Below are 14,938 nucleotides of genomic sequence, written 5' to 3' on the forward strand. Positions count from 1 at the left end.
CCGCGGGCTATGAGGCGCGGCGGACGATGGAGATCGAGCCCGGCGGGAGCGGCTGGGCGTAGGCCGCCGTCCAGCCGCCGCCCTGGATGCGCTCGAAGGAGAGCAGGCGCCCGTCGGAGGCGCGGTAGTCGGCGAAGTCGAGCAGGCCCCGCTCGGGGGTGCCGGTGTCGCCCTCGCTCCGGAACGCGGCCGTGCCCCGCTCGATCGGGAAGAACTCCACGCCCTCCATGATGAGCATGCTCTTGGCCGGCACCATGCCCTGGGTCGGCACGTCCGTCCAGAGCTGGACCTCCAGGTGCGGCGGATCGCCCGCGTGCACCTCCACGGACAGCCACTGGAAGCGCCGCACGCGGTCACGCAGCAGGTATTCGGTCCACTGCTGGCCCTGCCAGGAGACGTGCATGGCGCCGAGCACGCGCGCGGGAGACCCGTGCACCTCGATCCGGTCGTCGACCCGGATCGTGCGAGGGTCGGTGTAGTCGGAGCCGGCATGCCTGGGCGCGCTCACAGGCGCCGCCAGCGGCGGGGTCTCGACGGGGGCGACCTCGACCGGCGGCGCGCTCGCGCGGCCCTTCCTGTCCTGTCGCAGGGTGGCCAGGAAGGCCCCCAGCAACAGCAGGATGGTGACGATGCTCAGCCCGAGAACGACCATGGAGGTCATGCTCATCGATCAGCTCGCTCCACTCGCGGTCTGCCTCGGCACAAGCCCTTATCAATTTGTTGCAGTCAATTGCTTCACGTCTCAAGCCCGTGCGGGCGGGCTATGACGCGCGATCCTACTGGAGGCGGCGCACTGCCGCACTGATCCGCTCATCGGTCGCGGTGAGCGCGATGCGGATGTGCCGCCCACCTGCCGATCCGTAGAACTCCCCGGGCGCGACCAAAATCCCGATTTCGGAAAGCTTGGCGACCTGATCCCAGGCGTCCTGCCCGTTCGAGGCCCAGAAGTAGAGCCCCGCCGCCGAGTGGTCGATGCTCCACCCCGCCTTCTCCAGCGCGGGCCGCAGCAGGGCGCGGCGGGCGGCGTAGAGCTCGCGCTGCCGGTCGGCGTGCGCGTCGTCGGACAGCGCGACCGTCATCGCGGCCTGGGCCGGCCGGGGCATGAGCATGCCCGCGTGCTTGCGCGTCTCCAGCAGCCGCTTGACCAGGACGGGATCGCCCGTCACGAACCCGGCGCGGTAGCCCGCCAGGTTGGAGCGCTTGGAGAGCGAGTGAACCGCGAGCAGCCCCTCGTGGGAGCCGCCGCAGACGTCGGGGTGCAGGATCGAGACCGGCCGGTCCTCCCAGCCGAGCTCGATGTAGCACTCGTCGGAGGCCACGACCGTGCCGCGCTCGCGGGCCCAGGACACGATCTTGCGCAGGTGCTCGGCCGGCAGCACCCGGCCGGTGGGGTTGGCCGGGGAGTTGACCCAGAGCAGGTCCACGCGCTCGGGGCCGAGGGCGAGCGTGCTGTCGGAGGCGGTGCCCACCGCCCCGGCGAGCCGGGCTCCCACGTCGTAGGTGGGGTAGGCCAGCTCGGGGAAGACCACCCGGCGCGCCCCCAGGTAGGTGGGCAGCCAGGCGACGAACTCCTTGGAGCCGATCACCGGGAGCACGTCCCGCTGGTCGACGGTGACGCCGTGCCGGCGCCGCAGCCACCCCGCCGCGGCCTCGCGCAGCTCCTGGGTGCCGTGGGTGAGCGGGTAGCCGGGGCTGTCGGCCGCCCCGGCCAGTGCGTCCTGGACGATCCGCGGCACCGGATCGACCGGTGTGCCGACCGACAGGTCCACAATGCCCCCGGGGTGGGCCAGCGCGCGCTCTTTGTATGGCTCCAGCCGGTCCCAGGGGAAGTCGGGCAGGTTGTTCACGGTTCTCCAGGGTTGTGCTCAGGGCCGTACGAACGCGCACGCCGACGGGGCGCATCCGGCCCGGATGCCCCCGTACGCGACGTGACTGGACTCGCTAGTGGTCTTCGCCCTGCGGAGGCAGAGCGGCCACCACCGGGTGGTCCTTGTCTATCTTGCCGACCTTCGAGGCGCCACCGGGCGAGCCGAGGTCCTCGAAGAAGTCAACGTTCGCCTTGTAGTAGTCCTTCCACTGCTCGGGAAGGTCGTCCTCATAGAAAATCGCCTCGACGGGGCATACAGGCTCACACGCGCCGCAGTCCACGCACTCGTCGGGGTGGATGTAAAGCATGCGCTCGCCCTCGTAGATGCAATCGACGGGGCACTCCTCGATGCACGCCTTGTCCAGGACGTCCACGCAAGGCTGCGCGATGACGTAGGTCACCTCGAGCTCCTTCTTCTCCGCACCATGGCATGACTTCTGACCGCGGTTTGCTAGGCCCTAGTATTGCCGTGCTTGCCAGCTGGCCGAAACGGAGGGTGGCAAACTCGTGCCCGCGCGCCTTGTCATCAGCATCACAACTCAGGACATAGGTACCCGGATCACCACTCGCAGGCGCGTCCCGGGCGGGTTTCGCGATGCGGTCGGGATCCTGGAGTCCTGGGAGGGTGGTGTGCTCAAAATCCGTAAAAAAGATGGCACGCTGGTGGAGATTTTCGCGGAAACGCTGGTCGCGGCGAAGGTCGTTCCGGCCGCGCCTCCTCGACCTCCACGGAAGTAACGGTAAGTATTCACTCTGTGACCGTACGTACCTGCGCCGCCGCAGCAGCCATCCTCGCCAGCGCCGGATGCGGCGCGTCGTCCACCGAGTCCGATGCGACCGGGGCCAAGAAACTGCCGCCCATCAACGTCCGGGCGGGTTCCATGAAGTCGGGCTTCGGCACGATCGAACGGCTCGTCGAGGCCGCCAAGCGCGAGGGTCAGCTCAACGTGATCGGGCTGCCCCGCGAATGGGTGAACTACGGCGAGGTGATCGACGCTTTCGCCGACAAGTTCGACATCAAGGTCAACGAACTCGAACCGGGCGCGAGCAGCAAACGGGAACTGGACGCCGCCGCGAAACTCAAGCCCGACGTGTTCGACCTGACCATGGACGTGGCCGTCGCCCACGCGGACAAGTTCGCCCCGTACAAGGTGCACGGCTGGCAGGACCTGCCCGACAACATCAAGGACCCGGCCGGCAACTGGTACGCCGCCTACGGCTCCTACATGTCCATCGGGTACGACCCGCGCGCCGTCAAGCCGCCCGCCTCCTTCGCCGACCTGCTCAAGCCCGGCTACCGGGTCGCGCTCGACGGCGACCCGCTGCGCTCGGCCTCGGCGTTCGACGGCGTGATGGCCGCCTCCCTGCGGGGCGGGGTGCCGCAGGCCGCGCAGGGGGTGGACCTGTTCGCCAGGCTCAAGCAGGAGGGCCGGTACACCGACCTGACCAAGGCCAACGCGATCATCGCCTGGGACCACCTCAACGCCGCCCGCAGCGCCCATCACTCCGACGCCTGGCACGTGACGATCCCGAAGGACGCGGCGCTCGGCGACTACCACGTGCAGGCGATCAGCAAGGACGCCCCGCACCCGGCCGCCGCCCGCCTCTGGCAGGAGTTCCTCTTCTCCGACGAGGGCCAGAACCTGCTCCAGAAGGGGTTCGCCCGCCCGGCCCGGAGCGAGGCCATGCAGATGAAGGGCTCGCTCGACGCCGAACAGGCGGCGAAACTGCCCAAGGCGCCCGGCCCGCCGGTGCTGCTGACGATTCCGCAGGCCGACGCGGCGAAGACCTATTTGAAGGAGGAGTGGGCGAAGCGCGTGGGGTGAGACCGATGTGACTTGAAGTGACTTGATATGTCGTAGGGACGATCAGGCTCTAAAGTTAACGGACAGCACGGCCACGGGGGCCCGATGACTGACCGAATGTGAGCTGATCGTCTTGCGATACGACACACCGAGCTTGGAGCGGTGGAACAGTCGCGCCTACGACAGCAGCTTCGGCTATGTCTCGACGCAAGGGGCGCCCCTGGTCGAACTGCTGGATCCGCGCCCGGGCGAGCGCGTGCTCGACCTGGGGTGCGGGACCGGGGTGCTCACCGCGCAGATCGCCTTCAGAGGCGCGGAGGTGCTCGGCATCGACGGCTCCTCCGCGATGATCGAGAAGGCGCTGGCGCAGTATCCCGGGATCAACTTCATCATCGGTGACGGGCACGACTTCAGCGTCGTGGACCCGTACGACGCGGTGTTCTCCAACGCCGCGCTGCACTGGATGAGCCGCGACCCCGTCACCGTGATCGCCAACGTCCGCGAGGCGCTCAGGCCCGGCGGGCGGTTCATCGCGGAGATGGGCGGGGCCGGCAACTGCGCCGAGCTGACCACCGCGATGCTGACCGCGTGGCGCGAATACGGCCTGCGCGAGCCCGACCTGCCGTGGTATTTCCCGACGCCCGCCGAGCACGCCCGCCGGCTGGAGCAGGAGGGCTTCGTGGTCCGGCTGCTCGAATACTTCGATCGGCCCACCCCGCTCGACGAGTGCCCCGGCGGGGCGGCGGACTGGGTGCGCATGTTCGCCGGATCGGTGCTGGAGGGACTCCCGCCGGACATCGTGAATCCCCTGCTCCATCGCGTCAACGAACTGGCCGCGCCGGCGCTTCGCAGGGAGACTGGCTGGATGGCTGACTACGTGCGTCTACGCTTTGCGGCGGTTCGGCGCTGATACGTCGTGCATGATGCGTAGGGCTGATTTGCCGGACTATGGTCTGTTTCGTGGGCGGCGAGATTATGGCTGCACCGCTGCGGCGGCGTGAGGGGCTGGTGAACGGAACGGGATGAACTTCTGTCTAAGCGACCTCGTACCACCGTTGAGGTGGAGCGACGCGTCGACGATCACGCTGCTCACCGGGCAACCGGACCTGCCGGACGCGTGGTGGCGCACCCTGCCCATGCCGCACGTCCTGGCGGCCATCGGCCCCGAGCCGCTGGGTGAGCTGCTGACGGAGATCGCCCTGGAGCACTGGCCGGCGGCGGCGGTGGGTGACGTCCTGCCGGCACTGCACGTGCTGGACCCGGACGAAGCGGACGAGCCCGCGGTCGCCATCGCGCTCGACCGGGCGGGGTCGTGGGTCGGGCTGCTCGCGCTGACCAGCAGGCAACTGGTGGACCAGCCCTTCATCAAGGCACGGCCGGTGTTGAACACCCTGTTCACGGCGGTCTTCACGCGGCTGGCGCACCCGGTGCAGTGGCGGGCGCCCGTCCTCGCCGAGGCGTCCGTCGCGCAGGCGTCCGCGGGACAGGAGGCCGTGAGGCAGCACGAGGCGCCCCGGCGGCTCTACGTCCAGCGGAACGGCGAGCACGCCTACGCCGAGGAGCCCTCGCCCGCCGCCGGAGCGCCTGAGCCGGTCGCTCACGTGCCGGAGCAGGCTCCGGAGGCCGAGGAGCCGGACCACGAGCCGGTCGCGGCCGAGCATGCCGCTGAGCCGGTCGCCGAGGAGGTCCCGCACGAGCCCGTGGCCCAGTTCCCCGCCGTCGCGGCCGAGCCGCACGACACCGGGGAGGAGCCGGCCGCCGAGCACGCCCACGAGCACGCCGACGAGGCCCCCGCCGAGCCTTCCACCGCCGAACCCTCCCCCGCCGAGGCTTCCGCCGAGCCCGCCGTGGACGAGCGCGCCGTGGACGAGCCTGCCGTGGAGGAGCGTGCTCACGACGGGTCCGCCGTCGAGGAACCCGCCGTCGAGGAGCCCGCCGAGGCCGGGCGCGGGCACGCCTTCGCCGCTCATGAGCAGGCCGCTCTCCACGAGGGTGCCGCCGCCCATGAGGACGAGCCGGAGGAGCGGGCCGACGAGGCCGACCAGGCCGGCGAACCTGAGGCCGTCGAGGACGTGCCGCCCGCCAAGGTGCCGGCCGCAGAGGTAGAGGCCGCCGAGGTAGAGCCCGCCGAGGTGGAGGCCGAGGCAGCCGAGCAGGCGCCCGAGTACGACACCGCCGACGAGCCCGCGCCCGAACACGAAGCAGGACCGGTCGCCGAGGGCGCCGGCGAGGACGCCGAGCCGGACCCCGCCGCCGAGCCGGAGATCGCCGAACCCGGGGACGAGGACGAGCCCGGGGAACAGCCCGTGGGGCACGAGCTGCCCGAGCTCATCGAGGCCGCGTTCGCCGGACTTGACGACAAGAGCTGGGCCGTCGCCCAGAACCGGATCTTCACCGACGAGCCCTCCGCCGTCGACCAGCTCGCCAAGCTCTTCGCCGTCCAACCGGCCGAGATCTCCGCCACCGAGTACGAGCTCCGCACCCGTCTGGACCAGTGGCTGGCCAGCGACGAGGCGGCCCCGTACCGCGCCCACCTGGACGAGCTGCGCAGGACGCTCGGCCCGGCGGCGCCCAAGGAGGAGCTCATCGGCGCCGCCGACTGGCACAACGTGGAGATCCGGGCGCTGGAGGTGCCCGCCTGGCAGTTCGTGCTGGCGACGCTCCCGCCCCAGCTCCCCCCGCCGCCGCTCCCCCGGCGCAAGCCGCCGGGGCAGGCGCCGGGGCAGGCGCCGGGGCAGGCGCCGCAGTCGGCTTTCGGGCCGGTCCAGACGCCGCCCGCGGGGCCGCCGCAGTTCCAGGCGTTCACCCCGGTGAAACCACCGGCGGCGGCGGAGGTCAACGGGGAGCCGGAGGAACCGGAGGAGCCCGAAGAGGGCCCGTACCAGCCGCTGAAGGACGTCTCCCAAACCAGACGCTGCTTCCGGCAGCCCGACGGCCGGTGGTGGTTGCGGATCGACGTGACGGCCGAGCAACTGGCCGGGGGCGAGTGTCCGTTGCCGAGCGGGTTCGCGTCGTACCTGGGCCTGTCGCCCGGCGAGACGAAGACGGTCAGGAGCGCCGCGGGAGAGCTGTCGATGGCCTGGCACGGCAGGCCGGTGCTGCAGTCCATCGAACGCCTCCTGGTGGACGTGGGGGCGCGCGAGGGCGGGCACCTGTTCCTGACGCTGTCGGACGAGGGCGTGCTGCGGGCCAGGCACCTGCCGGTCGCCGCGCAGGGCGCGGAGCAGATCACCAAGGCGCTCCGCCTGGTCGGGTACACCGCCCCGGGCGGCACCCGGGAGCAGGCGGCCAGGGTGATCGCCACCAGGATCGGCATGACGGGACCCGTCAACCTGCCAGAGCTGCTCACCAGGCTCCGCGAACGCGGGGACCGCGACCTGCTCGCTCTCTTGGACTGAACCGGTGCCGCGGCTCGCGATCGGCCCTGAGTTTCCCAGGGAGCTCAGCGCACTGGCCCAGCCGGTGCGCAGGGACGCCGTGGTCGCGCTGCGCCGTTTCCTGCTGAACGTGGCCGGCGCCCCGCACCCCGAGCGGGTCAGGGGCGCCCGGGATCCCCGGGCCGCGACGCTGCGCCTGGCCGAGGGGCACCGCGGGGTGGTGGTGCGGCACCGTGACGTCTACTGGCTGCGTACGATCCTGCCCGACCCCGAGGCCTGGTCGTACGCCCGCCGCCACCGCTACGGCGTCAACCCGGCGACCGGCGTCGTCGAGGTGTGGGACGCCGAGGCCCTGGAACGGGTCGAGCCCGCCTTACGCCGCTCGGTCCGGTCGCCGGGGCTGTTCGACCCGATCTGCGACGGCGACCTGCTGGCGCTCGGCCTCGACGTGCACGCCTTGCCGCTGTTCAGGCTGATCACGACCGAGGCCGACGTCGCCGCCCTCGAACCCCTGCTGCCGCCCACCCAGCACGTTCCGCTCGCCGTACTGGCCCGGGGTGGCTCCCTTGCGGAGGCCTGGCGGGAGCTGGACGCCTGGCGCGCCACCCCCGAGGCCGGCACGGGCTCGGCCGGCGACCCGGGCAGGGGGCCGGTCGACACCGAGGACCTGCACGCGGCGCTGCTGCGCAGCCCCGACCGGGCGGCGTTCGTGGCGGACAAGCTGGAGCTCGACCGGGTGCTGGCGGCGCCGGCCTGGTGCACGTTCCCGTACCCGCCGCAGCACCGGCTGGCCAGGGGCGCCCGCTACGAGCAGCCGGCGCTGGTCGTGGGCGGGGCCGGCACCGGCAAGACGGTCATCGCCCTGCACCGCGCCGCCTACCTGGCCGCGCACGGCAGCGGGCCGGTGCTGCTGGTGACGTTCTCGCAGGGGCTGGCCGAGGAGCTGGCCACGCGGCTGGACGTGCTGATCGACGACGAGGTCGTACGCAAGCGGGTCGAGGTGGACAACCCCGAACGCCTGGTGATGCGGATCGTCACCGACGCGGAGGGCCGCCGCCCCTCGCTGGTCGGCCCCGGGGCACGCTCGCTGGCCGAGCTGACGGACGAGGCGACCAGGCTGCTGTCCCGGGCGACCGGAGATCTGCTCGATGACGTGGAGCCGGGGCGCAAGCCGTACCGTCACATCATCGTGGACGAGGCTCAGGACGTCAGCCCGGCGCAGTGGCGGCTGCTGCGGGCGGCGGCGCCGCACGCGCACGACGACCTGTTCGTGGTCGGCGACCCGCACCAGCGGGTCACCGACACGCGGGTGGTGCTCGGCGCGGTCGGCATCCCCGCCGCCCAGCACACGCTCAGCCTCTCCTACCGCCTGCCCCAGGAGCTGCTGTCGTTCGTGGTCAGGCTGCGCGGCGGCGGCCCCACCAGCGGCCTGGTCAAGGGCATGACGGCCATGTACGGGCTACGCGCGGAGCGAAACGGCGAGCGGCCGGTCGTCCGGGCCTACGACACTTTCGAGGCGGAGCTGGCCGGGCTGCGGGCCACGATCGAGTCGTGGCTGGCGGACGGGGTGGCCGCGGAGGAGATGGCCGTCGGCGCCCGCAACCCCCGGCTGGTCCGCGATGCCAAGCAGGCGCTGGACGGCCTGGAGGTGCGGACGGCGACCTTCTCCCATCTCAAGGGACTGGAGTTCGAGCGGGTGGCGCTCATCGGGGTGACGGAGGGCGTGGTGCCGGAGCCACCGCCCGCGGACCCGGACGCTCGCGCTCGTGCCCTGCAACGCGAACGGAGCATACTGTTCGTCGCCTGCACTCGTGCCCGGACCATGCTCTATATCTCCCATTCCGGAAGAGGAAGCCCTTTTCTTCCCCTCTGATCACATAGTCTGAACTGCGGATATAATCCCACTGCCGGTTGGACCTCAATGAACCTCAGCCTCAGCGACCTCGCGCCACCACTGCGCTGGACCTCCCCTGGTCAGATAGCGCCGATCGTGGAGGAGCCCCAGCTGCCCGAGGCCTGGTGGCAGGCGATTCCTCTTGACCGCGCGTGCGCCATCGTGGGGACGCAGACCGTGGCGGGCCACCTCACCGAGCTGGCCGTGGCCTGCTGGGATCACCTGCTGCTCGGTGACATCCTGCCGCTGCTGCGCTTCTCCGACCCCGCCGAGGCCGAGCGCACGCCCGAGATGCTCGGCAAGGACGTGGTACAGAAGCTGTTCACCGGCGTGTTCGAACGGTTGCTCGAACCCTCGCCGGAGACGGCGCCCGCGCCGCCCAGGGCGGACAAGCCGCTGCCCGAGTTGATCGACGAGCTGTTCGGGGCGCTGGACGACCGGCAGCGGGCCATCGCCCGCGACCGCCTGTACGCGGCGCAGCGCGCCACGCTGGACGAGCTGGCGCAGCGGTTCTCGGTGACGCGGGAGCGGATCAGGCAGATCGAGCGCGACCTGCGTGACCATGTGGAGTCCTGGCTGAACGGCCCCGAGGCGAGCGCGCTGGCCGCCCACGTCGTCTGGCTGCGGGGCCGGCTGGGCTCGGCGGTCCCGGCCGACGACCTGCAGACGGCCGTGCCGTGGCACCGGGCCGAGCTGCGCTCGCTGGGGATCCCGGTCTGGCGGTTCGTCCGCACGCTGCTGACCGGCTATGAGCAGGCCGACGATTGGCTGGTGGCGGGCGGGGCCGACGAGCTGCGGGAGAAGACCCGCCAGCTCTTCGCCGACGGGCCGCATTCCCTCGCCGAGGCCGTGGCCATGGTGACCCAGCTCGGCGTGCGCGAGGACGTGGCCGAGCGGTGGATCATGGCGGTGCCCCAGCTCCGGGTGCTGGGCCAGCACGTGGTGCCGTGGCCGCGCAGCATCAACGAGAAGGCCGAGGCGGTGCTGGCGGTGGCGGGCGCGCCGCTGTCGCCCGAGGAGATCCAAGAGCGCATCGGCGAGGACTACAGCCTGGTCGGCATCCGCAACCAGCTCACCGCCGACGAACGTTTCCGCCGGATCGACCGGAACAAGTACGGCCTGACCCGGTGGGGCGGCGACGAATACCTGGGGATCAGGGAGATGATCGCCAGGGAGATCGAGCGGGCCGGCGGCGAGGCCTCCGTGAGCACGATCGTGGCGAACCTGACCTCCCGCTACGACGTGAGCGAGAGCTCGGTGCGGGCATACTCGGGCGGTCCCGGGTTCGAGCGCACGCAGCGGGGCTGGATCCGGGTGGCGGGCACCTCGCCGAGCGGGGAGGCTGAGCCGTACCAGCCGCGCAAGGACGTGTCGCTGACCCGGCGCAGCTTCCGGTCCCGCGACGGGCGCTGGTGGCACCGGGTGGACGTCAACGCCGAGCACCTGCGCGGCTCGGGGTCGCCGCTGCCCACGGGGTTCGCGGCCTACCTGGGCATGGCGCCGGGCGGGCAGCTCACCGCCTCGTCGCCGTCCGGTGACGTGGTCATCAGCTGGCACAACCAGCCCACCATGGGGTCGATCCGCAACGTACTGGCCGATTTCAAGGCGAGCGAGGGCGACCACGTGTTCCTGACCGTGTCGGACGGTGGCGAGCTGCTGACCCGCTACCTGCCCGCCGCCCCCGTCAACCTGCCGCCGGTGAACCGCGCGCTCTACCTCATCGGGATCACCGCCCCCGTCAACTCGGAGATCGAAGGGTTGCGGCTGATCGGGGCCAGGATCGGGGTGTCCGACTACGCCACCAGGGAGGAGATCCTGGAGCGGCTGCGCGAGCGCGGTGACCGGGACATCCTCGGCTTCCTGGGCGGCTGACGCCGGGGTGGGCCGTACGCGGTTCCCCGCGGCGGAGGACGTCGGGATAGGCTCGGCCAGGTGCTGCGGATCTACGACACGCGGGCCCGGCAGGTCGAGGAGATCGCCGCCGGGCGGGCGCTGCGGATTTACACGTGCGGGCCCACCGTCTACCGGCACGCGCACGTGGGCAACCTACGCACCTACCTGATGTCCGACCTGATCAGGCGGGTGCTGGAGCTGCGCCGGGTGCGCGTGCTGGCCTGCCGCAACATCACCGACGTCGGCCACCTCTCCGACCAGGGCGTGGACAAGGTCGTCGCCCAGGCGCAGGCCGAGGAGCGTTCGGTGCGGGAGCTGGCCCGCTCCTACGAGGACGCCTTCGTCGCCGACACCTCCGCGCTCAACCTCCGCCCGCCGGAGCACTCCCCGCGGGCGTCGGAGACGATCGAGCTGATGGTCGAGCTGATCGCCAAGCTGATCGAGCGCGGGAACGCGTACGCGGTGCCGGACGGGTCGGTGTTCTTCGACGTACGGACATTTCCGACTTACGGCGAGATTTCCGGAAATCGGGTGGACGCGCTCAAACCCGCGCACCGCATCGACGCCGTCGATCCCCGCAAGCGCTTCCACGCCGACTGGGCCCTGTGGAAACCGGCCGACGGCGAGCTGAGCTGGGAGACGCCGTGGGGGCGCGGCTTCCCCGGGTGGCACGTGGAGTGCTCGGCCATGTCGCTGCGCTATCTGGGCGCCCGCTTCGAGATCCACACCGGCGGGATCGACCTGCGCTTCCCGCACCATGAGGACGAGCGGGCCCAGTCCGACTCGGTGGCCGGGCACGAGGTGGTGCGGCACTGGGTGCACGGGGAGCACCTGCTGTTCGACGGCCGCAAGATGGCCAAGTCAACGGGCAACGTGGTGCTGCTCTCCGACGTGGTCGCGGCCGGGCTCGACCCGCTCGCGGTACGGCTGGCGTTCCTGGAGCACCGCTACCGGCAGCAGCTCAACCTGACGTGGGACACGCTGCGCGCCGCCGACCGCACGCTGCGCAGGTGGCGCTCGCGGGTGGCCGGGTGGGCGGAGTCCGTCAGCGAGCCCATGGCCGCCGGCCAGGTCCAGCGGATGGAGGCGGCCTTCGAGGACGACCTGGACACGCCGTCGGCCCTGCGGATCCTGCGCGAGCTCGAACGCGACGAGTCGGTGCCGCCCGGGGCCAAGTTCGAGGCGTTCCTGCACGTGGACCAGGTGCTGGCGCTGGACCTGTCGACGGAGATCGGCCGGGCGCCCACGCTGCCCGCGGGGGCGGGCGAGCTGCTGACGGCCCGGGAGCGGGCCCGGGCGACCCAGGACTGGGCCGCGTCCGACCGGCTCCGCGACGAACTGGCCGAACGCGGTGTCCACGTGTCGGACACCCCCGAGGGCCAGACCTGGTCACTCTCCTGAGGGCCGGACCCGGGCTCAGCCCATACGGGCAATGATCTTGCGCGAAGGGTGACGCCCAGCGCCGGCATGCGGTCGGCGCGAGCCTGAGGCGGGGTTCAGAAGGTCTTCATGTGCGGACGGAGGAGTGAGTTCGGGCTGGGAGACTTGAATGCCAGTTCGGCGAATGGAGGTGTCGGTGAGGCCCTACGCGTGGATGCCGCGGCCGTTGCGGTGGTTCGCTCGGGTGGTGACCGTCCTGCTCGCGCTGGCGCTCGTGCTGGCGGGGGTCCTCGTGTACACGGTACGTAAATCGTTCCCACAGGTGGATGGGTCGCTGCGGTTACCGGGTTTGACGGGGAGCGTGGAGATTTATCGTGATAAATCCGGAATCCCGCACATCTACGCCGACACTCCCGCGGACCTGTTCATGGCCCAGGGGTTCGTCCACGCCCAGGACCGCTTCTACGAGATGGACTTCCGCCGCCACACCACCGCCGGGCGGCTCTCCGAGTTGTACGGCTCGTCCACGATCGAGAACGACAAGGCCCTGCGGACCATGGGCTGGCGCCGGGTCGCCCAGGAGGAACTGCCCGGGCTGGCCCAGGAGACCCAGGACCTGCTGGGCGCGTACGCCAAGGGCGTGAACACCTGGCTCGACGCCAACCCGAACGCCTCCGACCGCGGCCTCGAATACTCCATCCTGAAGCTGCAGAACGGCTCCTACCGGCCGGAGAAGTGGACCGCGGTCGACTCCCTGGCATGGCTGAAGGCCATGGCCTGGGACCTGCGCTCCAACCTGGAGGACGAGATCGACCGGGCGCTCGCGCTGACCAAGCTGCCCAAGGAGCGGGTCGAGCAGCTCTACCCCGGCTACCCCTTCGACCGGCACTCCCCCATCGTCACCGCGGGCGCCATCCAGCAGGGCCGCTTCGACCAGCTCGCGGCGCCGCGCCAGCGGGCCTCCACGGCGCTCAACCAGGCCGCCAGAACGCTGGAGGCCGTGCCGGACCTGATGGGCACGCGCGACGGCGACGGCATCGGCTCCAACTCGTGGGTGATCTCCGGGGAGCACACCGCGAGCGGCAAGCCGCTGCTGGCCAACGACCCGCACCTGGCGCCGCAGATGCCCTCCATCTGGTATCAGGTGGGGCTGCACTGCAGGAAGGTCTCGGCGGAGTGCCCGTACGACGTGACGGGGTTCTCCTTCTCCGGCATGCCCGGCGTGGTCATCGGGCACAACGCCAAGGTCGCGTGGGGGTTCACGAACCTGGGTCCCGACGTGGCCGACCTGTTCCTGGAGCAGGTGGACGGGGAGACTTACCTGTACAAGGGCCAGCAGGTCAAGCTGGAGACCCGGCAGGAGCAGATCAAGGTGGCGGGCGGCGCACCCGTCACGATCAAGGTGCGGAGCACCCGGCACGGGCCGCTGATCAACGACGTGATCGCCGGCGCCCAGCCCAGCGGCGAGGCGAACGCGGTGGCGTTGCAGTGGACGGCGCTGACCCCCGGCCGCACCGCCGACGCCGTCTTCGCCCTGAACAAGGCGGGCGACTGGGACGAGTTCAAGGCCGCGGCGGCGCTGTTCGACGTGCCGGCCCAGAACCTGGTCTACGCCGACACCTCCGGCAGGATCGGCTACCAGGCACCCGGGCGCATCCCCGTACGCGCGAACGGCGACGGCACCTGGCCGGTGCCGGGCTGGACCGGCGAGTACGACTGGAACACCGCCCCCATCCCCTACGACCAGCTGCCCTCCGTGGAGGACCCTGCCGAGGGCTTCATCGTCACGGCCAACAACGCCGTCATCGACCCCAGCCGCTACCGGCCGCTGCTGACGAAGGACTGGTCGTACGGCTACCGTTCCCAGCGCATCCGCGACCGCGTCGAGGAGGCCGTCGCGAACGGCAAGGTCGACGCGGGCACCATGGCGGAGATCCAGCAGGACACCTACAACGGGTTCGCGGAGACGCTGGTCCCGGCGCTGATGCGGGTGGACCTGGCGGGGCCGAGCGTCCAGGCCAGGCAACTGCTCGAAAAATGGGACGGGATGCAGGGGCTCGACTCCGCCGCGGCCGCGTACTTCAACGCGGTCTGGCGGCAGGTGCTCGTGCGGACGTTCGACGACGACCTGCCGGCGGCGGCCCGGCCGAGCGGGGGCGACCGCTGGTACGAGGTGATCCGGGGGCTGCTGGACCTGCCGGAGGACCCCTTCTGGGACGACGTGACGACGAAGAACCGCAAGGAGACCCGCGACGACATCCTGCGGCAGGCGATGGCCTCGGCCTACCAGGAGCTCTCCGGCCTGCTGGGGGATGACATCAAGGCGTGGCGTTGGGGTGATCTGCACCAGTTGGAGCTGGTCAACGGCTCGCTGGGGACCTCGGGGATTGCGCCGGTCGAGGCATTGTTCAACCGCGGCCCGCTCGCGCTGCCGGGCGGCAAGGACGCCGTCAACGCCACCGGTTGGAACGTTCAGCGTGACTACTCGGTCAACGCGGTCCCGTCGATGCGCATGATCGTCGACCTGTCGGACCTGGACAAGTCCCGGTGGATCAACCTGACGGGCGCCTCCGGGCACGCCTTCCACGACAACTACTGGGACCAGGCCGAGGCGTGGGCCAGGGGCGATCTGCTGCCGATGCGGTCCAGCGCGAAGGCGGTCAAGAAGGCCGCCGTGCACACCCTCAAGCTGAACCCGTAACCGTCCGCAGGCCCCCGGCCT

General features: G+C 71.1%; 11 protein-coding genes. 8 read left to right on the forward strand and 3 right to left on the reverse strand.

Going from position 1 to position 14,938, the window contains the following annotated elements; genetic code table 11:
- Nucleotides 1-7 precede the first annotated feature (7 nt).
- From BLS95_RS17030 to fdxA, 3 genes are all read right to left on the reverse strand, one after another.
- Nucleotides 8-667, reverse strand: a complete 660-nt coding sequence (locus tag BLS95_RS17030) for a DUF4178 domain-containing protein (RefSeq protein ID WP_245765102.1) — start codon at nucleotides 665-667, stop codon at nucleotides 8-10.
- A 109-nt stretch (nucleotides 668-776) separates the two neighbouring features.
- Complete coding sequence (gene dapC, locus BLS95_RS17035) at nucleotides 777-1,847, reverse strand: succinyldiaminopimelate transaminase (RefSeq protein WP_090932268.1); 1,071 nt, start codon at nucleotides 1,845-1,847, stop codon at nucleotides 777-779.
- Nucleotides 1,848-1,941: 94 nt separating this feature from the next.
- A complete protein-coding gene (gene fdxA / locus BLS95_RS17040; RefSeq protein ID WP_090932270.1) occupies nucleotides 1,942-2,268 on the reverse strand; it encodes a ferredoxin in 327 nt (108 codons plus the stop codon).
- Nucleotides 2,269-2,374: 106 nt separating this feature from the next.
- Here fdxA and BLS95_RS59825 point away from each other — a divergent pair, with 106 nt between their 5' ends.
- From BLS95_RS59825 to BLS95_RS17080, 8 genes are all read left to right on the forward strand, one after another.
- Nucleotides 2,375-2,605 carry a putative acetyltransferase gene (locus tag BLS95_RS59825; protein WP_090932272.1) on the forward strand — a complete coding sequence of 77 codons (231 nt, stop codon included), beginning with the start codon at nucleotides 2,375-2,377 and terminating at the stop codon, nucleotides 2,603-2,605.
- A gap of 17 nt (nucleotides 2,606-2,622) precedes the next feature.
- Nucleotides 2,623-3,693 (forward strand): ABC transporter substrate-binding protein, encoded by a 1,071-nt coding sequence (locus BLS95_RS17050; protein WP_245765103.1) that lies wholly within the window; start codon nucleotides 2,623-2,625, stop codon nucleotides 3,691-3,693.
- Nucleotides 3,694-3,805: 112 nt separating this feature from the next.
- Complete coding sequence (locus BLS95_RS17055) at nucleotides 3,806-4,582, forward strand: class I SAM-dependent methyltransferase (RefSeq protein WP_090932274.1); 777 nt, start codon at nucleotides 3,806-3,808, stop codon at nucleotides 4,580-4,582.
- Nucleotides 4,583-4,694: 112 nt separating this feature from the next.
- Complete coding sequence (locus BLS95_RS17060) at nucleotides 4,695-7,070, forward strand: hypothetical protein (protein ID WP_143043746.1); 2,376 nt, start codon at nucleotides 4,695-4,697, stop codon at nucleotides 7,068-7,070.
- Between the two features lie 4 nt (nucleotides 7,071-7,074).
- Entirely contained in the window at nucleotides 7,075-8,922 is a 1,848-nt protein-coding gene (locus tag BLS95_RS17065) for a UvrD-helicase domain-containing protein (protein ID WP_090932279.1), read from the forward strand.
- A gap of 48 nt (nucleotides 8,923-8,970) precedes the next feature.
- Nucleotides 8,971-10,815, forward strand: a complete 1,845-nt coding sequence (locus BLS95_RS17070; protein WP_090932281.1) for a sigma factor-like helix-turn-helix DNA-binding protein — start codon at nucleotides 8,971-8,973, stop codon at nucleotides 10,813-10,815.
- Between the two features lie 60 nt (nucleotides 10,816-10,875).
- Nucleotides 10,876-12,237 (forward strand): cysteine--tRNA ligase, encoded by a 1,362-nt coding sequence (gene cysS, locus BLS95_RS17075; RefSeq protein ID WP_090932283.1) that lies wholly within the window; start codon nucleotides 10,876-10,878, stop codon nucleotides 12,235-12,237.
- Nucleotides 12,238-12,430: 193 nt separating this feature from the next.
- Nucleotides 12,431-14,917, forward strand: a complete 2,487-nt coding sequence (locus BLS95_RS17080) for a penicillin acylase family protein (protein WP_090932749.1) — start codon at nucleotides 12,431-12,433, stop codon at nucleotides 14,915-14,917.
- Nucleotides 14,918-14,938 lie beyond the last annotated feature (21 nt).

The organism is Nonomuraea jiangxiensis, assembly GCF_900099965.1.
Classification (GTDB): domain Bacteria; phylum Actinomycetota; class Actinomycetes; order Streptosporangiales; family Streptosporangiaceae; genus Nonomuraea; species Nonomuraea jiangxiensis.

Coding starts and splice junctions, on each gene's coding strand:
- BLS95_RS17080 (WP_090932749.1), top strand. CDS start 12,431: ATGCCGCGGCCGTTGCGGTGGTTCGCTCGGGTGGTGACCGTCCTGCTC.
- BLS95_RS17070 (WP_090932281.1), top strand. CDS start 8,971: ATGAACCTCAGCCTCAGCGACCTCGCGCCACCACTGCGCTGGACCTCC.
- BLS95_RS17030 (WP_245765102.1), bottom strand. CDS start 667: ATGAGCATGACCTCCATGGTCGTTCTCGGGCTGAGCATCGTCACCATC.
- BLS95_RS17060 (WP_143043746.1), top strand. CDS start 4,695: ATGAACTTCTGTCTAAGCGACCTCGTACCACCGTTGAGGTGGAGCGAC.